The organism is Bradyrhizobium sp. INPA03-11B, from assembly GCF_040446015.1.
Taxonomy (GTDB): domain Bacteria; phylum Pseudomonadota; class Alphaproteobacteria; order Rhizobiales; family Xanthobacteraceae; genus Bradyrhizobium; species Bradyrhizobium macuxiense_A.
Genome location: NZ_JASGSR010000021.1, coordinates 1 through 24,614, shown reverse-complemented (window position 1 = coordinate 24,614; position 24,614 = coordinate 1). Strand labels below are relative to the sequence as shown.

Annotated in this window: 20 protein-coding genes; 15 read left to right on the top strand and 5 right to left on the bottom strand. The window is 61.4% G+C overall.

Annotated features, from left to right (window positions below):
* Positions 1 to 141 precede the first annotated feature (141 nt).
* The 5 genes from QMZ05_RS11265 to QMZ05_RS11245 all read left to right on the top strand — a co-directional run bounded on the left by QMZ05_RS11265 (position 142) and on the right by QMZ05_RS11245 (position 5,503).
* Positions 142 to 1,152 carry a phosphotransferase family protein gene (locus QMZ05_RS11265; protein ID WP_353700815.1) on the top strand — a complete coding sequence of 337 codons (1,011 nt, stop codon included), beginning with the start codon at positions 142 to 144 and terminating at the stop codon, positions 1,150 to 1,152.
* Between the two features lie 2 nt (positions 1,153 to 1,154).
* The gene (locus QMZ05_RS11260) at positions 1,155 to 1,544 is read left to right on the top strand and encodes a DUF6285 domain-containing protein (protein WP_353700814.1); all 390 of its coding nucleotides are present in this window, start codon (positions 1,155 to 1,157) and stop codon (positions 1,542 to 1,544) included.
* 1 nt (position 1,545) lies between these two features.
* Positions 1,546 to 2,844, top strand: coding sequence for an acyl-CoA dehydrogenase family protein (locus QMZ05_RS11255; protein ID WP_353700813.1), 1,299 nt, complete (start codon positions 1,546 to 1,548; stop codon positions 2,842 to 2,844).
* 9 nt (positions 2,845 to 2,853) lie between these two features.
* Positions 2,854 to 3,954, top strand: a complete 1,101-nt coding sequence (locus QMZ05_RS11250; RefSeq protein WP_353700812.1) for an NAD(P)-dependent alcohol dehydrogenase — start codon at positions 2,854 to 2,856, stop codon at positions 3,952 to 3,954.
* A 265-nt stretch (positions 3,955 to 4,219) separates the two neighbouring features.
* Positions 4,220 to 5,503, top strand: a complete 1,284-nt coding sequence (locus QMZ05_RS11245; protein WP_353700811.1) for a cytochrome P450 — start codon at positions 4,220 to 4,222, stop codon at positions 5,501 to 5,503.
* Between the two features lie 134 nt (positions 5,504 to 5,637).
* Here QMZ05_RS11245 and QMZ05_RS11240 read toward each other — a convergent pair whose 3' ends face one another.
* The gene (locus tag QMZ05_RS11240) at positions 5,638 to 7,755 is read right to left on the bottom strand and encodes a hypothetical protein (RefSeq protein WP_353700810.1); all 2,118 of its coding nucleotides are present in this window, start codon (positions 7,753 to 7,755) and stop codon (positions 5,638 to 5,640) included.
* Positions 7,756 to 8,760: 1,005 nt separating this feature from the next.
* Between QMZ05_RS11240 and QMZ05_RS11235 the strand changes: the two genes are divergently transcribed.
* Positions 8,761 to 9,642: an SDR family oxidoreductase gene (locus QMZ05_RS11235; RefSeq protein ID WP_353700809.1), complete on the top strand. Its 882-nt coding sequence runs from the start codon at positions 8,761 to 8,763 to the stop codon at positions 9,640 to 9,642.
* A gap of 36 nt (positions 9,643 to 9,678) precedes the next feature.
* Here QMZ05_RS11235 and QMZ05_RS11230 read toward each other — a convergent pair whose 3' ends face one another.
* Positions 9,679 to 11,433, bottom strand: coding sequence for a thiamine pyrophosphate-binding protein (locus tag QMZ05_RS11230; protein ID WP_353700808.1), 1,755 nt, complete (start codon positions 11,431 to 11,433; stop codon positions 9,679 to 9,681).
* 192 nt (positions 11,434 to 11,625) lie between these two features.
* Between QMZ05_RS11230 and QMZ05_RS11225 the strand changes: the two genes are divergently transcribed.
* The 6 genes from QMZ05_RS11225 to QMZ05_RS11200 all read left to right on the top strand — a co-directional run bounded on the left by QMZ05_RS11225 (position 11,626) and on the right by QMZ05_RS11200 (position 18,535).
* Positions 11,626 to 14,157 carry a glycoside hydrolase family 2 protein gene (locus QMZ05_RS11225; RefSeq protein WP_353700807.1) on the top strand — a complete coding sequence of 844 codons (2,532 nt, stop codon included), beginning with the start codon at positions 11,626 to 11,628 and terminating at the stop codon, positions 14,155 to 14,157.
* Positions 14,158 to 14,552: 395 nt separating this feature from the next.
* Complete coding sequence (locus QMZ05_RS11220) at positions 14,553 to 15,428, top strand: phytanoyl-CoA dioxygenase family protein (RefSeq protein WP_353700806.1); 876 nt, start codon at positions 14,553 to 14,555, stop codon at positions 15,426 to 15,428.
* Between the two features lie 34 nt (positions 15,429 to 15,462).
* Positions 15,463 to 15,678 (top strand): hypothetical protein, encoded by a 216-nt coding sequence (locus QMZ05_RS11215; RefSeq protein WP_353700805.1) that lies wholly within the window; start codon positions 15,463 to 15,465, stop codon positions 15,676 to 15,678.
* Positions 15,675 to 17,207 (top strand): MFS transporter, encoded by a 1,533-nt coding sequence (locus tag QMZ05_RS11210; RefSeq protein WP_353700804.1) that lies wholly within the window; start codon positions 15,675 to 15,677, stop codon positions 17,205 to 17,207. The genes QMZ05_RS11215 and QMZ05_RS11210 overlap by 4 nt, the downstream gene beginning before the upstream one ends.
* 99 nt (positions 17,208 to 17,306) lie before the next feature.
* Positions 17,307 to 18,044 carry a phytanoyl-CoA dioxygenase family protein gene (locus QMZ05_RS11205; RefSeq protein ID WP_353700803.1) on the top strand — a complete coding sequence of 246 codons (738 nt, stop codon included), beginning with the start codon at positions 17,307 to 17,309 and terminating at the stop codon, positions 18,042 to 18,044.
* Complete coding sequence (locus tag QMZ05_RS11200) at positions 18,041 to 18,535, top strand: SRPBCC domain-containing protein (protein WP_353700802.1); 495 nt, start codon at positions 18,041 to 18,043, stop codon at positions 18,533 to 18,535. Before QMZ05_RS11205 ends, QMZ05_RS11200 begins: the two co-directional genes overlap by 4 nt.
* Before the next feature lie 454 nt (positions 18,536 to 18,989).
* Here QMZ05_RS11200 and QMZ05_RS11195 read toward each other — a convergent pair whose 3' ends face one another.
* Together QMZ05_RS11195 and QMZ05_RS11190 are read right to left on the bottom strand one after the other, a co-directional pair.
* Positions 18,990 to 19,676: a type II CAAX endopeptidase family protein gene (locus QMZ05_RS11195; RefSeq protein ID WP_353700801.1), complete on the bottom strand. Its 687-nt coding sequence runs from the start codon at positions 19,674 to 19,676 to the stop codon at positions 18,990 to 18,992.
* 89 nt (positions 19,677 to 19,765) lie between these two features.
* Complete coding sequence (locus QMZ05_RS11190) at positions 19,766 to 19,954, bottom strand: hypothetical protein (RefSeq protein ID WP_353700800.1); 189 nt, start codon at positions 19,952 to 19,954, stop codon at positions 19,766 to 19,768.
* A 42-nt stretch (positions 19,955 to 19,996) separates the two neighbouring features.
* Between QMZ05_RS11190 and QMZ05_RS11185 the strand changes: the two genes are divergently transcribed.
* A complete protein-coding gene (locus QMZ05_RS11185) occupies positions 19,997 to 20,431 on the top strand; it encodes a GNAT family N-acetyltransferase (RefSeq protein WP_353700799.1) in 435 nt (144 codons plus the stop codon).
* Between the two features lie 205 nt (positions 20,432 to 20,636).
* On the opposite strand, the gene QMZ05_RS11180 is transcribed toward QMZ05_RS11185, so the two are convergent.
* Positions 20,637 to 21,209: a TetR/AcrR family transcriptional regulator gene (locus QMZ05_RS11180; protein ID WP_353700798.1), complete on the bottom strand. Its 573-nt coding sequence runs from the start codon at positions 21,207 to 21,209 to the stop codon at positions 20,637 to 20,639.
* A gap of 1,341 nt (positions 21,210 to 22,550) precedes the next feature.
* Between QMZ05_RS11180 and QMZ05_RS11175 the strand changes: the two genes are divergently transcribed.
* Together QMZ05_RS11175 and QMZ05_RS11170 are read left to right on the top strand one after the other, a co-directional pair.
* Positions 22,551 to 23,537 (top strand): ABC transporter permease, encoded by a 987-nt coding sequence (locus tag QMZ05_RS11175; RefSeq protein ID WP_353700797.1) that lies wholly within the window; start codon positions 22,551 to 22,553, stop codon positions 23,535 to 23,537.
* A 56-nt stretch (positions 23,538 to 23,593) separates the two neighbouring features.
* Positions 23,594 to 24,614, top strand: a 1,021-nt coding sequence (locus QMZ05_RS11170; RefSeq protein WP_353700796.1) for a sugar ABC transporter substrate-binding protein, incomplete at its 3' end; no start/stop codon positions are given.

Below are 24,614 nucleotides of genomic sequence, written 5' to 3'. Positions count from 1 at the left end.
TCGCGTCCCACATTTCGACCTTCCCGTTCGCGGCAGACCATTTTTCAGCATTGACACTAGTATACTATATTTATATTTACGCATCCATACAAGGCGCAATGCCAGCGAGAAGGGGAGCGCGGATTCTTCCGCAATTATCGTATGGACGCACCAGCAAGTCCCGCCGCGCTCGAACCGACCCTGCTCGACTCGCTGATCCGGATCGCGCCTTCGATCAGCCCGCACGCCAATGCCATCGACAATCTCGAGAGACTATCGGGCGGGGCAACACAGGAAATCTGGCGTTTCGTGGTCATCGGCCCGAACGGTCGCGACAGCAAGATCCTGCGCCGGGCACGCCAGGGTGCCAAGGTGGGAGAGACCGGCATCGGGCTCGAGATGGAAGCCGAATTGGTCGCCGCGGCGGCCGCGGCGGGCGTGCCCGTCCCCCGTGTCGATTATGTGCTTCGGCCCGCCGACGGACTGGGGCGCGGCTACGTCATGAACTGCATCGACGGCGAGACGCTCGGCGGACGGATCGTCAAATCCGAGAAGTTCGCCGCGGCACGCCAGACGCTGGCCAGCGACTGCGGGACGATCCTTGCCCAAATCCACGCCGTCGATCCGGCGCGCTTTGCCTGGCTCGATCGTCGCTCACCGGTCCAACTCGTCGATCAATGGCTCGCGGTCTACAGGGCGGGGAGCGTCGTACGCCCAGTGTTCGAGCTCGCCTTTCGCTGGCTCGCCAGTCATGTCCCAGCGGACCCCGACCGCCCCGCGCTCGTGCACGGCGACTTCCGCAACGGCAATCTGATGATCGGCCCCGAAGGTGTACGAGCGGTCCTCGACTGGGAACTCGCGCATATCGGCGATCCGATGGAAGATTTGGGCTGGCTCTGCGTGAACTCATGGCGGTTCGGATGCATCGACCGGCCGGTTGGCGGCTTCGGCCGGCAAGAGGATCTGTTCGACGCCTATGAGCGGCAGTCTGGCCGCCGAGTGAATCGGACGGCGATCCGCTGGTGGGAAATATTCGGGACGATCCGCTGGGGCGCGATTTGCGCCGGCGGGCTCGCCAATTTCCGCCTCGCCGACCCGACGATCGAACGGGCGATGATTGCCCGGCGAGCGTCGGAAACCGAGATCGACCTCCTCCGGCTCTTGAGTGACTAGCCATGCAAGATCAGCCCGGTCCGCACGAAATCCTCACGGCGGTCGCCGCCTTTTTGCGCGACGTCGTCGTGCCGGAGAGCCTGCCCCGGACGGCATTCCAGGCGCGCGTGGCAGCCAACGCCGTTGACCTCGTCCGACGCCAGATACTTCTCGGCCCCGCCAGCGACGAAGCTGAAAAAGCCAGCCTCGCACGACTGCTTGGCGAAGAGCTTTCGCTCGCAGACGCAAACGCCGCGCTCGCCGCCAGAATCGCCGACGGCACGCTGGATGCGTCGACAGCCGGTGTGAAGGAGCATTTGCGCAAGACGACGCTCGCCAAGCTCGCCGTCGATCAGCCGACCTATTCCGGATACCGCGCGGCACTTGCCGATGCGCCCGCCGCAAAGGACTGACATGGATTTTTCCCTTCCCGTCGAGCTCATCAACTATCTGGCGGAACTTGACCGGTTCATTGATGCCGAAATCAGGCCGCTGCAGGCTCAGGACGACAACGAGCGGTTTTTCGACCATCGCCGCGAACACAGCCGGACGGATTGGGACAATGACGGGCTCCCGCGTCCCGAATGGGAGAGGCTGCTCGCCGAGGCACGTCGCCGGGCCGACAGGGCTGGCCACCTTCGGTTCGCCTGGCCCAAGGAGTATGGCGGAAAAGGCGGTTCAAATCTCTGGATGGCGGTCATCCGCGAGCATCTCGCGGCCAAGGGTCTTGGATTACACAACGACCTCCAGAATGAGCACTCGATCGTCGGCAACAATCCCTTCGTGGTCATGTTCAGGGAGTTCGCGACGGCGGAGCAGAATGCGCGCGACGGCGAAAAGCTGCTTCGCGGCGAGATGATCACGGCGTTCGGGCTGACCGAGCCCAACCATGGTTCCGACGCCACGTTCATGGAAACCCGTGCGGAGAGGCGGGAGCGCGACGGCAGGTCCGGCTGGCTCCTCAACGGGGAAAAGATGTGGACGACCGGCATGCATGTCGCGACACACGTCATGGTCTTCGCGCGCACGTCGGGCGCCGACGGCGACGCGCGGGGCATCACCTGTTTTGTGGTGCCGGCTAACGCGCCGGGCGTGAAGATCGAGGAGTGGTTGTGGACCTTCAACATGCCCACCGATCATCCGCGCGTGAGCTTTACCGACGTCTGGCTGCCCGAGCAAAGCTATTGGGGTGAAGTGGATCGTGGGCTTGGGCTCGGCCAGAGCTTCGTCCATCAGAACCGGATCCGCCAGGCAGCATCCTCGCTCGGGGCCGCCGCATTTTGCGTCGAGGAAAGCGTGAAATATGCCCGCGAACGGAGGCCGTTCGGCAAACCGCTTGCGGACAATCAGGCGATCCAATGGCCGCTGGTCGAACTGGCGACCCAGATCGAGATGCTGCGCCTGCTGATCCGCAAGACGGCCTGGGAAATGGACCGGATGGACCATAAGCAGATCGAGCGGACGCTGTCGGACAAGGTGTCGATGTGCAACTATTGGGCGAACCGGCTGGTCTGCGAAGCCGCCGACCGCGCGATGCAGGTCCATGGCGGCATCGGCTATTCACGGCACAAGCCGTTCGAACATATCTATCGCCACCACCGCCGCTATCGCATTACGGAGGGCGCCGAGGAAATTCAGATAAGAAAAGTCGCCGCGTTTCTGTTCGGCTATACCGGCCCGAAGAAAATCGGCCGTGAACAGCCGGCGGCATGACCGATGGAAATGCGCGCTGCCGTCATCCGCACCCCCGGCGCTGACTTCATGATCGAGTCGGTCGAGCTGGACGAGCCACGCGCCGACGAAATGGTCGTGCGCATCGCCGGGGTGGGATTGTGTCACACCGACCTGTTCGCACGCGAAGGGAATATCATGCCGCTCCCGGCGGTGTTCGGGCATGAGGGGGCAGGCATCGTCGAGCGTGTCGGCGCAGACGTCCGCAAGGTCGAGCCAGGCGATCATGTCATCATCAGCTTCCGCTCCTGCGGCCATTGCCCGTCGTGCCGATCCGGCCTGCCCAGCTATTGCCGCTGGATGCCGGCGCTCAACTACATGGGCTCGCGGACCGACGGCTCGGCTACAATCAGGGCGCAGGGCGTCGCGGTCGCTGCCAATTTCTTCGGCCAGTCGTCGTTTGCGACCCATGCGCTGACGTCCGAACGCAATGTCGTGAAGGTTGCCCGGGACTTGCCACTGGCCACGCTTGCTCCCCTGGGCTGCGGCGTGCAAACCGGTGCCGGCGCCGTGATGCGCGCACTCAATTGTCCGAATGGGTCGTCGCTTCTTGTCTGCGGCGGCGGCACCGTCGGATTGAGTGCCGTGATGGCTGCCGTGGTGCAAGGCTGCAGCACCGTCGTCGTGGTTGAGCCTCATGCTGCCCGACGCGCGCTCGCATTGGAGCTTGGTGCGACCCACGTGCTTGATCCGGTTGAGGTCAGCGATCTGCCGAGCGCAGTCCATGCAGTGATCGGCGTGGGGGTCGATTTTGCGCTCGACACGACCGGCCGCAAGGACGTTCTGCACGAAAGCCTGGCCTGCCTCGCTCCGCACGGCACGCTGGGTCTGCTGGGTGTCGCGGCACACGGTGCGGCCATCGCGGGTGAGATCAACCAGCTCATCACCTACGGCCGGTCGATCCGTGGGATCAATATCGGCGACGTCGATCCCGACACGTTTCTTCCCGAATTGCTGGCTCTTCACCATGACGGTCGGTTCCCGTTCGACCGGCTGATCAGGACCTATCCGTTCAGCGCGATCAACGAGGCCGTGTCAGACCAGCACGACGGCCGGTGCATCAAGGCCGTCTTGCTCATGGATCCGGCATGACCGAAAGAGCTCGTCCGAGCGCGTGTACCTCGGCGGTGATCGGTATTCCTGACGACGAGACGGGAGAATGCGTGGTCGCGGTCATCGAGCCGGTGGATCGGACGGAAGCCGGACCGCGCGCCTGGCCGCAGATCCTGGCGCCTTCGCGCGTCAGCGGGAATCCAGACGCCGCGACATATCGACCTGGTCGAGGAATTGTGGCTCTGGCCTACGGGCAAGTTTGTTCAAGCGGCTCATCCGCGATCGCTACCTGAAAGGACACGCCATGACCGCCAAAGATGTTCGCATTCCCGACGATATCGCCGCCGTCCTCGTCGATCCCAAGGCCTATGCCGACAACCGCATCGAGGACGCCTATCGCTGGCTTCGCGCCAACAATCCGCTCGGCGTTGCCGAGCCTATCGGGTTCGATCCTTTCTGGGTGGTCACGCGTCACGCCGACATTCTCGAGGTCAGTCGGCAGAACGCGATTTTCCACAATGGCGACCGCGCGACGACGCTGGTCGACAAGATTGGCGACGCCAACGTCCGCGCGATCACTGGCGGAAGCCCGCATCTGGTTCGATCACTGGTACAGATGGATGAGCCCGACCACCGCAAGTATCGGGCGCTGACAACGACCTGGTTCTCGCCGCGCAACGTCCGGGCACTCGAGGACGCGACCCGCGACATGGCACGCGCCGCGATCGACCGGATGGCGGCCACGGGCGGCGCCTGCGACTTCGTCGGCGCGGTCGCGCTGGGTTATCCTTTGAGGGTGATCATGCGTATCCTCGGCGTGCCCGAGGAAGACGAGGCGCGGATGCTGAGCCTCACCCAGGACATCTTCGGCACTCACGATCCGGAGAAGCGGGCGGAAATCGCCGCACTGCCGCCCGCGATCCAGGGGCAATTGATCGCGGCCGTGATCGCGGACTTCACCGCCTATTTCGGGACGATCAGTGCCGATCGTCGGGCCAATCCTCGCGATGATGTCGCCAGCATCATTGCCCATGCGACGATCGATGCTAAACCGATCTCCGAGAAGGAAGCAACCGGCTACTACCTGATCATCGCGACCGCCGGGCATGACACGACCTCGTCCTCGCTGGCGGGCGGCATCGCGGCGTTGGCGAGCGATCGTAATCTGTTCGAGCGGATGAAGACGAGCCTCGATCTGATCCCAGGTTTTGTCGAAGAGGCGATCCGCTGGACCACGCCGGTCAAGACGTTCATGCGGACCGCCACCGAGGACACCGAATTGTCAGGTCGCAAGATTGCCAGGGGCGACTGGCTGATGCTCTGCTACGCATCGGGAAACCGCGATGAAGCGGTGTTCGATCGGCCATTCGAGTTTCGCCCGGACCGTCCGGCAACCAGGAACGTCGCCTTCGGCTACGGAGCGCATCTTTGCCTGGGTCAGCACCTTGCACGGCTGGAACTGCGCATCTTCCTGGAGGAACTGCTGCCGAGGCTTTCGTCCATCTCACTGGATGGGCCGATCGACATGATTGCGTCGTGCTTCGTCAACGGGCCGCGTCACCTGCCGATCCGCTTCGAATTGAATTGAGCCGTCGGTAGGGCCTTGACGCCGCGATGGACCGCCTGATTGCGAAAACGGGCCGGGCTCAACACGGCGTGCAGATCGTCGCATCCGCGCGACCCACAACGACACCTTGTTCGAAGCCCGGCCTGCCACACGTCTCAGAACGCCACCGATACGCCGGTATAGACCGTCTGTTCGGTACAACTCCGATTGTTTGTGCCGTTCGCGAAGAAGCAGCTCCGATTGGCAACGTTGCCATCATCCAGCCCGTACTTGTTCTTCCAGTAGCGATAGGCCACAAACGCGTCGACGAGGTGGGCGTATTTCTGACCCCATAGCGCCTTGCTGACATCGAAGGTCAGGCGGATCGGCTCGGCGTTGATTTCGATCGCCGTGTTCATGCTGGGCGGCAGCGTGTATGCTCCATAGGCCCCATTGCCCTTCGGCCCGTAGATTCCGGCGCGACCACTGATCGAAAAATACTGCATGCTCTCGGGCAGGAAGCCGAGGTCCATGCCGTAGCCGACCTCCAGCGCCCAAGTCGGGCGATAATGAAGGTTGCCATCGATCGTTCCGGTGAAGCCCGGCGGCATCACGCCCGTGTAGGGCAGCCAGCCGATGACGCCAGGCCCAGCAGCCGTATTCCCGGCGATGTTCGAATAAGCGGTGATGGAGTGGTTCCATTCCTGATAGTAGAGCGGCGCGATCTTCAGATAGCCCTGGTACGGCAGATCGAACGCGAACTGCAAACCAGCGACCACCGCCTTCTTGGCCGGCGCCAGAAAGGTGTCCGCCGTTCGGAACTCACCGCCAACTTCGAAGGAAACATTGCGCAAGGCTCCATGTCTGAAAGCCTCGGTATGGAATATTTCGTTGAAGCCGAACGTGCTGCGGAGCGAGGCATTGATCTCATCGCCTCCGGCGCATGGCGCGATCTGGCCGAAGGCCGCCTCATTCAACAAGGTGGAACACGGTGAACCGGGATCGGTGCGGTCGGACCTCAGATACTCGGTATAGAACGTGTTGGTGCCATAGCTCCAGATATTTTCGTGGCTGAAGCTGTAAACCTGCTTCAAGGTCGAAGCGCTCTGCCCCGGCGCGGTTGCGTTCGGCAATACGCCGTAGCCAAGGCGATTGTCGATGCGCTGGAAGAATGGCGCACCAAAGACCGACCCCACCGCGGGCATGCCCGGAATGTCCTGACCGAGTTTCATGCTGATGCCGGCGTAGACGGTGTTGTTGGAACAGCTGCCGTTGTAGGCCCCTCGGGTGACACAGGTGGGATCGACACGCTCATTATAACCGCTGACGTTGCGCTCATATTTCCACGCCGCCCAGACGTCGACGAGATGAGAGTATTGCGGTCCCCAGAACAGCTTGCCCGCGTCGAGTGTCACGCGAATCGGTTCAAGCGAATATGTGGTGACGCGGGAACTCCGTCGATCCGCCACGATCGATCCATAGGCACCGGTGCCCCTGAAGTCGCGGATCGAACCGCGGCCGCTGATCGAGAAGTATTGCAGGCTTTCCGGCAGGAAGCCGAGTGGCATGTCGTAGTTGAAATCGAACCCCCAGCTGCCTGGGAACGGCACAATTCCGTCGGGAAATCCTGTAAAAGGTGGCGCCGTCCCGATAAACCCGCTGATGCTGAACGGGAGAACATTCGCGCCATAGCCCCAGGTCTTCCAGAAGACCGGGCTCACATTGAAGTAACCCTTGTAGGGCAATCCGAATGTAAACTGCAGTCCGGCGGTTACATCGTTGCCGCCGGGCGCGGTCAGCAGATTGCCCGTGAAGGCACTGGCCCCTGCCACAAACGAAATGCCCGCGAGCGGCCCAACCGAGAACGCCTTCGTGTCAAACAATTCGTTCCAGCCAAGCGTGCTGTGCACCGACGCGCTTGCATAGTTCGCACCCGCGCACTGACCGAGCGGAGCCGAAATGGTCCCGACACATGGTGCGGTGGGAGCCGAATGATCCGTGGTTATATATGAGAGCGCGACGAGATTGGTGCCGTAGGCCCACGCATCAAAATGAGTGTATGTCGCGAGATTATAGTTGGTCTTGTCGGTGTATCCCGGAGCCGCGCCGCGGAACCAGGAATAGGTGATGCGGTTATCGTTGATGAAGAAAAATGGCAGCTCCGCTTTTGGCTTGGCTTCGAGCTTGGGCGCCTTGGTTGATACCCGAACATCGGGCGCCTGATCCGCCGCCTGCGCTCCACCGCAAATGACAAACCCAGCCGCAACGCCCAATAACACACGTGCCCAAGTCATGCTTACCCCCTCAATCTTGTTTGTGTCTCCACCTGAACGCCGGATCGTGAGCCGCTCGGAACTAACTCGCGTGCCCGTCGGATATCCGTTGTGAGCGGCCGGCTCGGCCGCTTCGACAAGGACCTGCATTCGCCCGGCCGCGCGCATCGTGATCCCGACCAACCGCCGTTCGACGTCGATCCAAACCGCCCTTCAATGCCTTCAAGGCGAACTGCATCGCCCGCCAGAAACTGAACGCGCGGGACATTGATGTCCGTCGGCGCGGCGATCGCCGGCTCGGCCTGATGGTCGAGTTTGAAATGTCGCTTGCTGCGATCAGACAGGCGGCGGCGACGCCCCATCGGACCATCTGGCGAAGCGATCTCGCGGTCCTCGATAAGGGCCGAACGGTCGTGCGACGGCGCACCGAACATGCCGAGAGGCATGTCTCGCAAGACGACGCGATCGCTGATGGGGCCGCGCGACAGGCCGCGCGTGAACCGGGGGGGGCCGACGGATTGTTGACGCCAACAACCCGCCGCCTCTCGGCGGTGAATGCGGACGCGGCTTGCAGCCCGTCGCTCAGGTTCTCCGATCGCCCGGACGCGGTAACGACGATATCGTCATCCCGTTGTTCGGCATCGGTGGTCGACGTGTCTCGTGCACGTGTCGGCGCCGCCATGACCATGCCGGCTGCCGACGCCAACAAAGGCGCCCCCATCATCCACCCTCCCTGCCGGCGCGCAGCTGCGCGCGGCTACCCTTCTGCGAGGGTCGGCTAGAGCATATGTGGGGATATTATTCTATGTCAATATATTAATCATCAAGTATTGATCTGAATGCGACCAGGTTTGACGCCGCCGGCATTGACGCCGCCGGCATTGGTGGCTGCCCCCGGTCACGCAGCCGTCATGCGCGGCCGCAGCCGGCGTCGTACTCTCCCGTCAGTTCAACTTGAATATATTTATCAATTCGAATAGCAATTTGATTGAGGACCACGACGTTAACGCGGCACAGGAGTTTCGCATGACAGTTGGACGCCTAGCCGGGAAGACGGCGATTGTTACCGGCGGTGCCTCGGGCATCGGCCTCGCGACCGTCCAGCGGTTCGTCGCGGAAGGCGCCAGCGTGGTATTTTGCGATCTGTTACCGGAGGCCGGGCGAGAGCTCGCGGCATCGCTCGGCGACGCGGGCAAACTCCATCACAGCAGGCGGGCGGCAGGCGGACCGAATGACGGCGATGCGATCGCGGGCGAACTCGGCGCGCGCGCCGTCTTCGTTGCCGCCGATGTCACCGACCAAGCGTCGCTGGCCAAGGTGTTCGAGACGGCCGTCAAGCAATTCGGAGGTCTCGACATCCTGGTCAACAACGCCGGCGTCGGTGGGGGCGAGGGGCCGATCGAAACATGTCCGCGCAGCCTGTTCGACCGAACGCTCGCGGTCAATTTGCTGGGCCCGTGGCTCGGCATCAAGCTCGCTTTTCCACTCCTGCGTGCGAGAGGGGGCGGATCGATCGTGACGACGTCGTCGGTCTCGGCGCTTCTGGGCATGCCCGGTCAGGGTGCGTACGGCGCTTCAAAGGCCGCTGTCCTGCAGTTGACGCGCGTCGCGGCGATCGAAGGAGCGAGCGACTTCATCCGGGTCAACGCGGTTTGCCCAGGTGGCGTTTCGACACCGATCATCTATGACAGCCCATTGCTGGCCCGAGGAATTGACCCCGCACTGGTCGGCCAGGGCCTGGGGCGCGCGCAGCCGTTGCCGCGTGCCTGCCAACCCGAAGACGTTGCCAACACCATCCTCTGGCTTGCATCCGAGGAAAGCGGCTTTGTGACCGGGCAGGCGATCAACGTCGACGGCGGCCTGACAATAGAGTTCGATTCCAAACACCGGCGTCAGATCGATACTTGACGATCACCCGCGACGGGCCTGCGAACAGCCCACCGATCAGTCGACGTTCTCGTAATAGGGCATCACGACGGTGTCCTTGGCAGGGGCCTTGGCCGCTTCCTTTGAGGGTTGCACGCGCGGCTTGATCCCGACCATGTTCACGGTCACCGGATTGATGACTGAACCATCGATGCGCACGTTGATACAGCTCGGTTTGCCGCTGGCCAGCGCTGCCGCCAAGGCCGGTGCGATCTGGTCGAGCCTGTCGATGCGATCGCCGTGTCCGCCGAACGCCACGGCGACCTTCTCATATGCGCTGTCGGCGAGTTCGACCGCGGCGCGCTTGTCGCGGCCATAGATCAGATCCTGACCGTTCTGCGACATGCCCCAGCAGGCGTTGTTGAGCACTACCGTATGAACGTTGAGTCCGTGACGGACCATCGTGTCGAATTCCCCGATATGGAATCCGACCGCGCCGTCGCCGGCGAAGAGGACGACTGGCCGGTCGGGGAACGCGCGGGCCGCGCCGATAGCAAAGCCCTGGCCGACACCCAACGTACCGAGATAGCCGGTGATCAGGGAGGCGCCAGTGCCTTCAGGGCGGATGTGATCGCGCAACCAGACCGAGGACTCCCCGCCGTCGCAGACCACGACGGCATTGCTGGGCAACGCGGCCGCCAGTGCCTTGGCGGCGTGATACGGATGCAGAAGTCCGATCTCACTCTCGGCCGGAGCCGCCTCCCACTGTCGGCCGGGAATTGTGCGTGCTGCGCGTAGCGATGCTGCCCAGTCGCCATAATCCGGCCAGGAACGGGCTTCGCCTGCCGCCGCGAGGGCCAGAAGCGCTTGTCGACAATCGCCGATCACAGCGAGGTCGATCGGCCCGGCGCGGCCGGGCTCGGCAGCGTCGATTTCGATCTGTGCGACCTTGGCATCGTGGGGGATCAGCCCATGGCGACCGCCGGTAAACAGTCCGATCCGAGTTCCTAGCAGCACGACGAGATCCGCCGACCGACCGATCGCGGCGGCGATCGGCATGCTGACCGCGGTACCGCCATAAAGCGGATGATCCTGGGGCAGAATGCCGTCGGCCTTGTTTTGCGTGACGACCGGCACGCCGGAGAGCTCGGCAAAGGTGCGCAAGGCGCTACCGCTGCGTGACAAGGTCGCGCCACCGCCAGCGACGATGACCGGGCGCTTTGCAGCGGTGAGAAGGTCGAGCAGGGCTGTTACCTGGTCCGGCGCGGGCGCGGGCGCCTCGCTCGTGAAGTTGACCAGCCCGTCCGAACGCGCGGGCAGCGGGATAGGCGTGAACATGACATCGATCGGGATTTCGAGGAGCACGGGGCCCGGGGTGCCGCCTGTCGCCCGACGGATCGCCTGCTCGACCACCTCGGGGAGGCGCGCGCCGTTGGTCACGCGGTAGGACCATTTTGTCACATGGCTAGCCGCCGCGACCTGGTCGATACCGCCTTGCAGCGTGTTGAGATCAGCCTCCCGCGTCGATGGCGCCCCCACCACGAACAACACCGGCATGCGATCGAGGTAGGCGTTGGCGATCGCGGTGTACGCATTGGTGAAACCGGGGCCCGCCGTCACCACGGCGACGCCGATCTTGCCGGTCGCTCGAGCATAAGCTTCAGCGGCGTGACCGGCCGACGCTTCATGGCGCGTATCGGTCAGACGGATGCCGTGGTTGCGACAGGCGACCAGGAAGGCATCGAGATGGCCGCCATGGAGGGTGAAAACGTCCTGCACGCCAGCCGCACCCAATGTTCGGGCCAGCAACGCGCCGCCGGTGACCTGCTCCATATCGCTCTCCTCGTGTCGCGCAACTGCCCTTGCCGGGTTGCCGTTGGCGGCAGCCTAGGATGGTGCAAATGAAACTACAAGAATATAATAATCTATCTATATTGAAATTTGCGTTGTGTCGGGCGACTGTGACGAGCAGGCTGCCGTACGGGCGACGACGGCGACGATTGCTCATGGTCAGGAGGATGCCAGGTGAGCTTTTCCAATTGGATGGTTGCGCATTTCGAGCCGGGGACCGGCGAACAGGCCGGCGCAGGCGCGGAAGGCCGGCCGAACGGCGACTGGCTTCCAGTCACGCTGCCGGGGGACATTCACCAGTCGCTGTTCGAGGCCGGCCTGCTCTGCGATCCGCACGGTGAGGGAGGCGAGGAGGGCTGCCGGTGGATATCGGACAAGGAATGGTGGTGGCGCCACGTCTTCGACGCGCCGGAAGCGGCGCCGGGCGAACGGCTGATCCTGGTGCTGCACGGTCTCGACACCTTTGCCACGGTCTGGCTCAACGGCGTCGAAGTGACGACGTCGGACAACATGTTCCTGGGCGTCGAAATCGATGTTACCCGGTCGGTGCGGCCGGGCAACAATCTGCTCGCGATCCGGTTCGATCCCGTGGCGTCACGGCTCGACGGTTGCGAAGCGCCGACCTGGCCGGGGGTCGGCGGCCAGACCGCGCAAACCAAGCGGAACCTGGTGCGCAAGGCGCAATTCGGCTGGGGATGGGATTGGGGTCCGGTCCAGCCCACGATAGGGGTGTGGCGGCCCGTCGAGCTCAAGCGGCAACGCTCCGCAGCGATCGACACGCTGCAATTCCGGACGCTGTCGATCGCTGCCGACAGAAGCGCCGCGGTGACGATTGAGCTCGAGGTCGATGCGTTTGCGCCCCCGGCGGCGCTCACGGCGCGGATCGAGATCGTCGACCCTGACGGCGCACCGCTGATCGCGCAGGAGGTCGAGCTCAACGGTGAGGACAGGCATCGCGGGGCAACGCTGGCCGCTTCGATCGCGAATGCGAGATTGTGGTGGACCAAGGACCTGGGCGATCAGCCGCTCTACCGCGCCACGGCGATCCTGCGATCCGGCAGCCAGGAAATCGATCGGCGCGATGTGCGCGTCGGCATCCGCACCATCGCGCTCGATACCTCGCCCGATCCCGACGAGCCGGGTACCGATTTCTTCCGTTTCGTCCTCAACGGGCGGCCGATCTTCGCCAAGGGCGCCTGTTGGATTCCCGCCCATTCGCTGGTCGGGCTGCTCACCGAGGCGCAGTATCGGCCGTTGATCGAAGCTGCGCGCGACGGCGGCATGAACATGCTGCGCGTCTGGGGCGGCGGCATCTACGAGCATGATGCGTTCTACGATTTGTGCGACGAATGTGGCGTCCTGGTCTGGCAGGATTTCATGTTCGCCTGCGCGCCCTATCCGGACAAGGATCCGGCGATGATCGCGTCGGTCCGCGCGGAGGCGGCCTATCAGGTGCGGCGCTTGCGTCACCATCCCTCACTCGCCTTGTGGTGTGGCAACAACGAGAATCAGTTCATCCAGGATTTCGTCAACGAAGCGGTCGGCCGCAGGCTCCCGCTCGAAGGCGCCCATTTCTACGACGATGTGATCCCCGAACAGGTTGTCGCGCTCGACCCAATGACCCCCTATTGGCCCGGCAGCCCGTTCGGCGGTCCGCATGCCAATAGCATGCGGGGCGGCGATCTTCACAATTGGACAGTGTGGCATGGCCTGCCGCCGGTGCCGGACGACCGTTCGATCGGCAGTGTCGATCGCAGTCCGGCAGGGGTCGATTACCATCGCTATGCCGAGGACATGGGGCGTTTCATCAGCGAATTCGGCATCCAGGCGTCACCGGTGATGGAGACGCTGCGCCGTTCGGTCCCCGCCGACCAGCTCACGCTCAAGAGCCCGGCGATGGAGAACCGGATCAAGGACAATCCGAGGAACAAGGTCGATGGGATCATGGAGCCGGTTACCGGCCTTCCCACAACGATCGAGCAATATGTCGACTTCACCCAGATCACCCAAGCCGAGGGCCTCAAGTTCGGGATCGAGCATTTCCGGCGTCGCAAGCCGCATTGCTCGGGCACTCTGATCTGGCAGCTCAACGATTGCTGGCCCGGGGTGAGCTGGAGCGTGATCGATTTCCATGGGTTCCAGAAGGCGGGCTATCACTATGTCAGGCGCGCATATGCGCCGGTCCTGGCGTCGTTCAAGCTGCTCGGTGACGGTGCGGTCGAATTGTGGATCACCAACGATCGTGCGCAGGCCGTAGCTGGCAACCTGACGATCGAGCTCGTCGACCTGCTCGACGGCTCGATGTGGCGCGAAACGATCGCCTACGACGTTGCAGACAATTTCAGTGCCGCGATCTGGCGGGCCGATCCCGGCAAGCTGGGCGCCGCACCTCGGCGAGCGTTAACCGTGCGGACGGCGAATGACGTCTTTCCAGCGAACCGGCATTTCTTCGCGGCGATCAGGGATCTGCCGCGGCCGGTGAGCACCGCGCCCAAGGTCAGGATTGAGAAGACCGGGATGGGCGAGCTTTCGGTCGATCTGTCGGCTTCCGCCTATCTATTCTTCGTGCACATGTTGGTGGCGTCGCCGACCGCCTGGTTCAGCGACAATTACTTCGACATGATGGCGGGCGAGAGCCGGCGGATCACGATCGGCGATCCCGGCCACGACCTGCAGCTCGATGATCTCGTCGTGAGGAGCCGCTGACGCGTCAGGCGAGCGCCGCCCCGAATTGGCGCTCGGCCGGTCGAGCTACGAAGAGCGCGAGGTGCGTTTGCTTGCCGACTATTTCGCGCATGATTATGGGCCTGATGTGCGGCGCGACGATTTGGCCGGACAGATATCCTGATTGCCGCGGCGTAGTGTTCTGGACGCGAAATCGCGCTCGATCTCGCCGAGCGAATGGCGTGGACCGTCCGGCTGCTTGGCGTCACTTCGTCCTGTCCGCGCCGGCTGCGGCTCTCGCGATTTCAGCCCCTCATCGCAATCGCGCTCCCGCGGCAGCGATTGCGTGTCTCGGTAAATATAGTTGACTATAATAATCATTGTTGATACTGCGATCGTGGTCGGCGCCCGACACACGGGCCGTTATGGAGGATGCGATGAACGATCAGGCAGCTGCTGTGAACAGCAACGAGGCCGCGGCGCAAATGCTCAACGCCAGTCAGGCCGGGCGCACATGCGACCCTGCAGACAACGCCCATGATCTGAGCCTGCTCAAGCCCGAACAGGCGCAAAGCTGGACCGAGAAGGGCTATTTCATCGTGCGCGGCGTGGTCGATCCCGAGACCTGCACGGAAATGACGCGCAAGGCGATCGCGACCTTCACGCGCGCCGAAGAGGGGCAATCAGGGCTCGGCGGGCATCACATCGGTGAAGACGGGTCGATCGCGGTCGAGGAAGCGGCGCGAGTCAATTCGGGCGAAGCGGCCGACCAACGGATGTCGAAGCTGTTCAACATTCACCGGAAGCCGATCTTCCGGGATTTCGCGCTCCATCCCGAGATCCGCACGATCATGCGTGCAATCCTCGGGCCCGACGCGGCCTGCTTCAATTCGCAGTACATCTTCAAGAATCCCGGCGTATGGGGGCAGCCCTGGCATCAGGATTCGCTCTACTATCAGTTCGACCTAATGCCACAGATCGGCGTGTGGCTCGCGACCAGCCGGGCGACAGTCGAGAATGGCTGCCTGTTCGTGGCGCCGGGCTCGCACAACGAGCCGATTCATGCCGTGGTACCGGACGCGCGTCCCGGTTCGAATTACGGGTATCTCGAGGTCGTCGACTACGACTTCTCCGCGGCGGAGCCGGTGCTCATGGAAGCCGGCGACGTGCTCATCTTTCACAGCTTCCTGATGCACATGTCGAACGACAACAAGTCGGACGAACGGCGATCAGCATTGGTCTATCACTACGCCAATGCCAATACGAAGCATATCGGTATCCAGTCCAAGACCATCGACTTCATGCGCGTCTGAACCATTGCGCGACGATGATTGTCCGGAGGGCGGAATGACCGATTTCGGCTCAAGCTTCGTCATGTCGATCGCCGGGGAGCCGGTAGCCACCGACTCGACCATCGATGTGATCAATCTGGCAACCGAGGAAGTGCTCGCGCGCGCACCAGCCGCCGCGACCAAGCAGTTGGGTGCCGCGGTCGCAGCATCGTACGCGTCGCAACGCCGAAGCAGCGAGCAGGGCAACTGGGGCCGCAGGGAGAGCAGATGAGCCGACAGCGCCAGGGGCATAATCGCCTTGATTTCAAGACCCGCAACGCGTTTGGTATCGGCGCCCTTTCGAGCGGCCTTGCCGGTCATTCGATTACGGCTTTGGCCTTGCTGTTCTACAATCAGGTCGTCGGCATGCCGCCCGCGTTGGTCGGGCTCGCCCTCATGATCTCGCTCGTCGCCGACGCATTCTGGGATCCGGCGATCGGCCTATGGTCGGATTCCACGAGGTCCCGGCTGGGACGGCGGCATCCCTTCATGTATGCGTCGATCGTGCCCGCGAGCCTAGCCTTCTGGGCGTTGTGGAATCCCCCGATCGGGATGTCGACACCCGCCACCTTCGCCTACCTGCTCGGGTCGATCATGGCGATGCGATTCTTCGTCAGCCTGTACGAGATTGCCAGCACCGCGCTGATCCCTGAAATCGTGCCGGATTATGATGCGCGCACAAGTCTGATTGCGGGACGCTATTTCTGGGGCGTGATTGGCGCAGGGCTCGCCAGCGTTTTGGCCTTCCAGGGCTTCCTGTCGGATCGAGTTGGCGGCATCACAAATGTCGCCGGTTATGCGCGTTACGGCGTCGCCGGTGCGCTTATCATCGCGATAACCGTCGTGCTGTCGACCGCCGGCACGCATCATCAAATTCCGAAACTGAGGCAACCGATCAACGCGTCGCTCAAAATGCGCGATCTCGTGCAGCAGGTCCTGGGGGCGTGTTCCAACCGGAATTTTGCGGCGATCATGATCGCGGCAATGTTTAGCGGCATCAATTCGGGAGTCTCGGGCGGATTGGGAGTTTACTTCAATCTGTATTTCTGGGGTCTATCGACCGATCAGATGTCGATACTGATCGGGCCCGGGTTGCTCTCGGCAGTGGTAGGGGTGCTTCTCGCGCCAATGATCTCGAAGCGATTCGGCAAGCGCCGAGTCGTGTTGTGGACTTTCGCGCTCGCGATGTTAACCGGGACCCTGCCGATCGGGCTGAGGCTGCTCGGATTGCTGCCCGGCAACGACTGGCCGTGGCTCATGCCCTTCCTGGTCGTCGAGACCTTCCTCGCCGCCACGCTTGGTCTGATCGGCTTGGTTGTGGTGACCTCGATGCTGGCCGACGTGGTTGAAGATAACGCGGTACGAACCGCTCAGCGGTCAGAAGGCCTGTTCTTTTCGGCCATTTCCGTGCTGGGCAAATGCGTGACCGGAGTTGGGACGCTCATCTCCGGCTTGATGCTCAGTTGGATCCATTTTCCCATCAACGCCGAGCCGGACCATGTCGATGCCTCGCTGATGCACCAACTGGGATTGATCTATGTCCCTATCGGCATCGTACTGAGCATCCTGTCGCTCTTCTGTCTGAGTTTCTTCCGGATTGACCGAGCTCAGCACGAGGCGAACCTGTCGCTGTTGGAAAGCGCGGCCATGGCCGAGGCAGTGAGCGCGGAGTCCGGCGAGCAGCCGCAGCCGTTGATCCCGCCTCTCGACGGGAGGCCGGGTTTGGCGGTGGCACCCGTCGCTGGAGCCGCTCGGGAATGACGTAGGCCTCGGCCGTATCTTCATCTCGAGCATGGGCTTGCGGGCACTGATCGCCTCGGAAACAAGAAATAACTTCAGTCGCCATTTTGGAGAGGAAACATGATCGAAACCGAAAGCCGCAACGATCTGGTTGGGAGGTTCCGTGAAGATGGATTCGCCGTTGTTGCCGATCTGGCAGATCGAGCGCTGCTCAACGAAATGCGCGCGGTTTACGACGGGATGCTCGATGGGTCGATCCCGTGCCCCGGCACCGATCGCGAACTCGGCGGGCTGACGCGACAGATCATGCAACCGCATGCGCACCACTCGCTATTTGCCCGCAACGCGACACTCGATCGAGCCAAGGAAATCGCCGCAGAACTGATCGGGTGCGACGATCCCGAGTTCTTCTTTTCGATGTTGATCTACAAGCCTGCGGGTCATCCGCACGAGACGCCGTGGCATATGGATATGGCCTACGCCAAAATGCCGATGACACCGGCAGGCACATCCTGGCCGAACGATGTGGTGGCCCAGTTCTGGCTCGCGCTCGACGATGTCGACGACGACATGGGATGCATGGAGTTCATCCCTGGCGTGCAGGGCCGTTCGATGCCGCCGCACCGTGTCGCGTCCGGCAAGCCCGACGACGATGGGCGCCTGCTCGCGATCGTCGATCCTGCGGCGGCGCTCCCGATCGACCGGGCAGTGCGCTGTCCGCTTCGTGCGGGCTCGGCGACGGTCCACGGATATTCCGCGCCACATTACACCGGGCCGAACCGATCTGACCGGGGGAGGCGCGCCTACATATTCAGCTTCGCCGACATGAAACGGCTGACGACGCTGCTCGCGAAGTGAAGACGCCGAACGAGCTCAGCGCCGACACGCTTTCGATCGAAACGGAAATCAGGATCGCGGCGCCGCCGGCGCTTGTCTGGCCGATCCTGACGGCGTTCGCGAACTACGGTGACTGGAACCGCTACATCACGTCAATCACAGGCGTGGCAGAAGCCGGCGCGAATATCGTCGTGCGTACACGCGACACCATGTCGGGCCATGAAATGGCTCAGACGGTCAGGATCGAACGACTTGAACCTCATTTGATGCATTGGGTGGGAATGACGGTCAGCCCCAAGCAGCTTCGGAGCGACCATTTCTTCGAACTGCTGCCGGTCGCAGGAGACGAAACAGTCCTCTTGCACCGCGAGGCCTTCTCCGGCAACCTCGCCGCTGTGGTCCTAGCTCAGTACGGCGAACCGATGCGGACCAATTTCGAAACATTCAATGAGTGTCTCAAGGCGAGCGCAGAAGCCGCGCGCGGTTCAAGCGTCCGTTCCGTTCGATCGTAGATGCACAGGTGTGGAGGCTATTTTAAGCAATCTTCAGCAATATTGCACTTTGTCGCTTTTTGTCGCTCACTATCGCCGTTGTTTCCTGCTTACTGAGAATGTTGTTTCATTCTTCCACCACGAGGTTGAGGAGTAACGGTAACGGCTACCGGAATATGAGATGGTTTGATCCCCCTATGCCTTTGATCTCGGCGCGGGCGGCGACCGACTGCCACTGGAGCGCGTCATGAGGCGGCATTTGGCGGCGTTCAACGCAGTGATTGCGACGGGTAGGACGTGGCTGCAAGTCGCCTAAGCGCTGACGAAGGTCTGCGCTCGGCATCGCCGCGAACAGCCGATGTGCGCAAAACAGCTTCGGACGGTTTTTCGGCGACTGTCGATGGCGCAAATGCCGCGATCCGTGAAGATGAGAACTATGTCTACTCCATAACCCCTCAAAATGAGCGCTCCGTCTTTAGATCGTCGAATAATAAATGAGGTTGAGACCATTGTAGACTATGTGGAGGGTCACTGCTGGCCAGATGGAGCCTGACAGACGGAATACCGCACCAAAGAAGAGCCCCATCACAAAAGCATCGACAAAGATAACGCTTGGCCCGTGAATCGTGGCGAACATGAGCGAACTGCCGACTAACGCGACCCATGATCCGAATTTTTCGAGGGCGCTCTGAACCACCCCGCGAAACACGAGTTCCTCGCCAATCGGTCCCAGGACTGCGCTAGTGAACAATAGAAGCAGTATCGCTGCGAGCCCACCGTTTGCCGCAGCTTGAAAATCCGCTTGCGTGTTCGCTTCGGTGATGAAGTGGAAATAGACGGCTTCGACAATGAAGATCAGGCCAAAGCCCATCACGCCGAGCGCTATGCTGATCGCTATCCATTTGAGCGTCGTCGGACGAAAACCGAATGCCTGCCAGTTGCGAACACGATAGAGATACGCGCCGAGCAACCCAACGAAGCCGAGCGCAAAATTCATTGCGCCGGCAACGTTGATACGAAAAACGGCTTTGTCGTCGGGTTGGAGTAGTAGCCAGTATCCAAGAAAGCTAATGCCGAGGACATAAACACCGACTGCGATCGCGATCTCCGGCCACCCGGGTTGCCGGATCATTTGTGTCTGGATGGGTCGAATATCAGTCATTAGCCAGCCTCAAATCCACCAATTGCTCCGCAGTTACTTTGGTTGTTTCTATGAGTCTATCACCCGGGGCGGATAGTGCCGAAAATTGCCTACAACAGGCCGAATCCAGTGCCGCATTGCGCGAAAGCGGTGATCGACGGCGATATCGAGCCGTGGAGGACAATCGGCCGCAAGTGGCGCGACTGGTAGACCGATGACGCTGAGTTGCTGGCGTCGCAGGTTTTGAGAATTTTGCGGCGAACATTGCGCGCAAGGAAAGGACGTTGAAGCTCGATCATCTTTAGACTATCGAAAATTACATAATGGAGTCGGGTGTCCATATGGAACTGCGTTGCGGTATGCCAAGTGATATTCCCTTTATTTATCGCTTGGAAAAGCTGTACATCGAAGAAATCGAGAATGATCAGCTTGCCAGATGGCAGGATAGTATTGAGCGCCATCTCAAACAGTGGGTGAACAGCCTTCCCCACACGACCATCGCGCATTTGCGGGACATCCCGATAGGCTATCTCTTTTGGGAGCGAGAAGGCGAGAAGGCGGTGATTGCGTCGGTGAATGTCGATCCTTCGTTCAGACGCAGAGGAGTCGGTTCGGCCTTATTAAGAAGCTTTGAGGGCGAAGCTCGGCTCGCCGGATGTTCCGTGGCGGAGTTGGGCTTCGTCATCCATAATCCTGCACGCCATTTGTACGAAAGGTGCGGCTATCAGACTGCGGGGGTGAAAGGACGCTATTTGCTGATGATCAAGCACTTATGAAAGACTTTGCGACCACGTCCGTCTTGTATCGAGTTCAGCCGGATCGGAGTCTCTAATCTCCTAAGTTTCGCGGCAAAATCGACGGCGCTGATTTTTCAAGGAAACTTCTGTCGCAAAAGTCGTGTGCGAAAGTCTGACTTACGCGACTGGTTTTTGCGACACGTCGCGGCCCGGAATCCGGGCCGCTGCGGACGGGGCGCAGGTTTCAGGAGTTGCGCGACAAGACGCCTCGCCTTGATGAGCGCTCCCCGATGCCCTCAACGACAATACGGATGATGTGTCTGATTTCGTCCTCAGTGAACTGCCCTCCGGCGAGGGCTGAAAGCATCGCCTGCCCGTAGATTCCAAGAAGAACCAGCGCCATGAAATTAGAATCGTCATCCCTGCGAATGACACCCTGCCGTTGGCAGAGTATCAGAATATCCCTGACAAGCCGCTGGAATGATGGTCGATCGCGGGGCGGCCCAAGGGATGGCCGTTTGCCCGGGGCAAGGGCCAGCTTCGCAAGCGAGGGGTTCGCCAAGCACCAGCGGGCGCTGTCGAGAAAGACGCTTTCGAGCAAGGGGAACACATCGCCGCCGGCCTCTATTCGATCGCGATAGGGCGCGTCGTTTGCTTCCACGCGGGCTATGAGCTGCGAGGCTATTTCGTCTTTCGAGGCGAACAGGTTGTAGACCGTCTTGCGGGTCAGGCCCGCCGCGCATCGCGATTTCCTCAACGGAAGTGGCAGCAATCCCTTCTCCCGAAACGCCGCGTCGGCAGCATCGAGCCCGAACATCTGGATTGCGGACGGGCCAACCGTCACGGCGGCGGCCGGTTTTCACTGTTCCAACGGCAATAGTTACTACGCTGCGCAACGAAATAATCCGCTATTTGCCGCGGTAGCTAGCTGGTTTAGTAGAGGGCAACAATCTGAATACTAACCCAATTTGAGGGTGGTGCAGGTCAAGGATTTGAACCGACTCAAGGATCATTTCAAACTGGCGATGGATTGCGTACCAACCAACGGCGGCTTTTGACGGACTGCCAAGGGCCCACCTCAGAGTTAGACTTCCCTTCGGTATGAAAATAGGGCTTCGGAAATAGTGGGTCTAGCAATGTAGCGCACCCTCGCTACCAAGCGTGACCCACTACTATCGAGAGTGGGTGAACCCCTGACGGAGCGGCGACGGATCGTTATGCGCGCCATCGGTTTCGCCGGTCTAGGATCCGAGGCCAACCACCGATTGACCACCGAAACACCGTGAACAAACGGCGATAAGGGTGGTCAGTCAGGATCAAGCTTCATTGTTTTTGTCGATGTTTTCGACTGCTGAATACGTTCGGGACGCAAGGCACATCCTCACCTCGCGGGCTCACAAGCCGCCCTATGCGAAAGATTGGATCAGGAATCTGAGCTCTGATTGGTGTGGAGAAAGGCGGTAGCGCTCTCCCGCTACCATCTTTCCCACACACCCTTTGACGTGGTTGGGACAAGCCGTTTCCCCAGCAAGCGTTTAGCCGGCCTGCTATCTCCACGGTCACACCACCCAGGCGCCCCGGATACCGAAAGACGGTGGCCGTTTCGACCAGATCTCTAATAGCTTCGGCGGCCTCACGGTCGCCCGCACTGACACCCTTCGCTAGCGCCTCTTCAGGCCGGCTAAGTTGCTCCTCATAACGCTTGAGGATGGCCGGATGCAGCGCGATCTCTTTCGTGGCTGACGGTCCGCTAGCCGCTTATGGATGCCTGCCGAGGTCTTCCATGTCGCGGCAGAGACGATCAAGAGCTTCAAGAGCGTCAACGATGACAACATCAAAGGATTTCTGCTCCACCGAAAATCAATTCCACCAGGGATCGGCATCCGTTTTGCCTCGTCTCGGAGCAGACTCAGATGAGGTAATGGTTAAATGTATCCAATTTATCCAAGTGGACTCCATTCAGCTGGCTGGCGCACGGACGCGGTCACATTTTGGATCGTGATACATGTTGAGTAAAGCTATGTAATTTATATATTTATTCAGACAGCGGTCGCGCTGTGAGGGCTTTCGCCACAGGTCGATTGGATACTAATATTGACTCTTGGATACATTCTGGTCAGCTTCCCCTGCATAACAAAACCAACCTTGGGAGGACCCGGTGACCGGCAGTTCGGGCGCGCGCGGGCCGAAATTGACACAGACCACGGCCGTGCTTGCGATGTGCGCGGTCCTCATCGCCGTTTTCTCGATCTTCCTGAACGGCTTCCTCACTCTCGGCAATTTGTTCGCGCTGGCGCGCAACATCTCGATTCTCGGCATCCTCGCGCTCGGCATGGCAGTCGTTGTGATCGGACGCGGACTCGATTTGTCGCAAGTTGCCTCCTTCGCCGCCTCGACTGCGATCGCGATCATTCTCATGAATTCTGGTTACGAGACACCGGTCGCACTCTTGATCGGTTTCGTGATGGCGATCGCGATCGGCGTCCTGAATGGGTTTCTGATCTCGGTGGTCGAGATGCCACCGCTGCTCACGACCTTGGCGTCCAGCCTTGCGGTGCTAGGGATCGTCCGCACCACCGCAGTGCAGCACTACGTCGTCTATCTCTCCAAGGGGCATGATGAATTCCTGCGGCTCGGCGGAAACATCTGGGGCGGCGTCCCGATCTCGATCCTGATCTTCGCGGCCACCGCGGTCGTCGTGCATCTGTTCCTGTCGCGCACCGTGATCGGACGATTCGTCTATGCCCACGGCGATAATCCCGACGCCGCGCGACAGACCGGTCTGCCGACCCGTCCGCTGACCATGATCGAATACGCACTGTGCGCTGCGATCGGCTACATCGGCGGTGTCGTGATGGTCGCACAGACGGCGCTGATGCATCTCCAGGTCGCGGAATCGACCATCATTTTCGACGTCATCATGGTTGTCGTGCTCGGCGGAGTGAGCCTCGTCGGCGGCCGTGGCAACGTGATGAGCGTCATCGCCGGAACGCTGCTGATCGGTGTGCTGCTGAACGGCATGACCATCATGGATATGGACGTGCAGACCCAGAACATCGTCAAGGGAATCGTGCTGCTGATCGCGATCCTGCTCGATTCCCGGCTGCATCCGCGCGACGAGGAGACGTCGAAGCAGGGCGACTGAAGCTCTGCATCATCAACGGGCCGCAATAATCGGCCGATAAAAGGGGAGGAAGAAACATGACGAGAGCAGTGCACAGAAGGGCGTTCGCCGGCATCGGGCTGGCGGCGTCGGTTGCTATCGCCGCGCTGGTGGCGGCACCATCGCAGGCGGCCGGGCCACGCGACCAGTTGCGTGAGAAGTTCGACAAGGCGCTCAAGGGCAAAACGGTTGCCTGGTCGCCCGTCTGGATGGGCGTTCTGGAATCCGAATGGACGCGCGTGATGAAGGATCGTTTCGACGATTACGGCATCAAGCTCATTACGCGCGATGCCAACATGAAGTCCGACATCCAGCTGCAAACCGTCAGCGACTACATCAACGAAAAGCCCGACGTGCTCGTGGTCCAAAATCCGAACGTCACGCTGCTCGCCAAGGAGCTCAAGCGTGCGATGGACGCCGGCATCTATGTCGTGCAGGTCAACATGGCGTCGAACACCCTGAGCGACGCCTATGTCGGCGTCGATGCCAAGGATCTCGGCACCAAGATCGCTCGCGAAGTGATCAACCAGTGCGGCGCTGGCAAGGGCTCGGGTGAAATCGCGATCCTCGAGGGCGAGGCGACCGCGGCCTATTCGCTCGACATGAAAAACGGCGCCATGGGGGTGTTCAAGACCGATCCGTCGATCAAGGTCGTTTCGTCGCAGCCGACCAGCTGGGACGCCAACAAGGCCGGCGACATCACGACCACCGTGTTGCAGCAGCATCCCAAGCTGTGCGGGATTCTCAGCGTGTGGGGACCGCAAACTGCGGGCGCTGCACAGGCGATCAAGGCGGCCAACATGGGCGATAAGGTGAAGGTGTTTGTCGCCAGCGACGGGCAGCCCGCGGATTGCGATCTACTGGAGCAGGGCGCGTTCTCCGCGAACCTGTCGTATCGCGCCGACGTGCAGGGGCAGACCATCGCCGATGCGGTGATTGCGCTCCTGCAGAGCGGCGACAAGCCGGGCGCGAAGAACGTGGCCTATTACACGACCCCCGCTTGGGTTAAGTCGAAGGACGATCGGATGTACTGCTTCAGCATCCCGAAGGGCGCGAAGT

Coding starts and splice junctions, on each gene's coding strand:
- QMZ05_RS11255 (WP_353700813.1), top strand. CDS start 1,546: ATGGATTTTTCCCTTCCCGTCGAGCTCATCAACTATCTGGCGGAACTT.
- QMZ05_RS11210 (WP_353700804.1), top strand. CDS start 15,675: ATGAGCCGACAGCGCCAGGGGCATAATCGCCTTGATTTCAAGACCCGC.
- QMZ05_RS11260 (WP_353700814.1), top strand. CDS start 1,155: ATGCAAGATCAGCCCGGTCCGCACGAAATCCTCACGGCGGTCGCCGCC.
- QMZ05_RS11205 (WP_353700803.1), top strand. CDS start 17,307: ATGATCGAAACCGAAAGCCGCAACGATCTGGTTGGGAGGTTCCGTGAA.
- QMZ05_RS11245 (WP_353700811.1), top strand. CDS start 4,220: ATGACCGCCAAAGATGTTCGCATTCCCGACGATATCGCCGCCGTCCTC.
- QMZ05_RS11240 (WP_353700810.1), bottom strand. CDS start 7,755: ATGACTTGGGCACGTGTGTTATTGGGCGTTGCGGCTGGGTTTGTCATT.
- QMZ05_RS11230 (WP_353700808.1), bottom strand. CDS start 11,433: ATGGAGCAGGTCACCGGCGGCGCGTTGCTGGCCCGAACATTGGGTGCG.
- QMZ05_RS11180 (WP_353700798.1), bottom strand. CDS start 21,209: ATGTTCGGGCTCGATGCTGCCGACGCGGCGTTTCGGGAGAAGGGATTG.
- QMZ05_RS11220 (WP_353700806.1), top strand. CDS start 14,553: ATGAACGATCAGGCAGCTGCTGTGAACAGCAACGAGGCCGCGGCGCAA.
- QMZ05_RS11185 (WP_353700799.1), top strand. CDS start 19,997: ATGGAACTGCGTTGCGGTATGCCAAGTGATATTCCCTTTATTTATCGC.
- QMZ05_RS11190 (WP_353700800.1), bottom strand. CDS start 19,954: ATGATCGAGCTTCAACGTCCTTTCCTTGCGCGCAATGTTCGCCGCAAA.
- QMZ05_RS11235 (WP_353700809.1), top strand. CDS start 8,761: ATGACAGTTGGACGCCTAGCCGGGAAGACGGCGATTGTTACCGGCGGT.
- QMZ05_RS11250 (WP_353700812.1), top strand. CDS start 2,854: ATGCGCGCTGCCGTCATCCGCACCCCCGGCGCTGACTTCATGATCGAG.
- QMZ05_RS11265 (WP_353700815.1), top strand. CDS start 142: ATGGACGCACCAGCAAGTCCCGCCGCGCTCGAACCGACCCTGCTCGAC.
- QMZ05_RS11215 (WP_353700805.1), top strand. CDS start 15,463: ATGACCGATTTCGGCTCAAGCTTCGTCATGTCGATCGCCGGGGAGCCG.
- QMZ05_RS11195 (WP_353700801.1), bottom strand. CDS start 19,676: ATGACTGATATTCGACCCATCCAGACACAAATGATCCGGCAACCCGGG.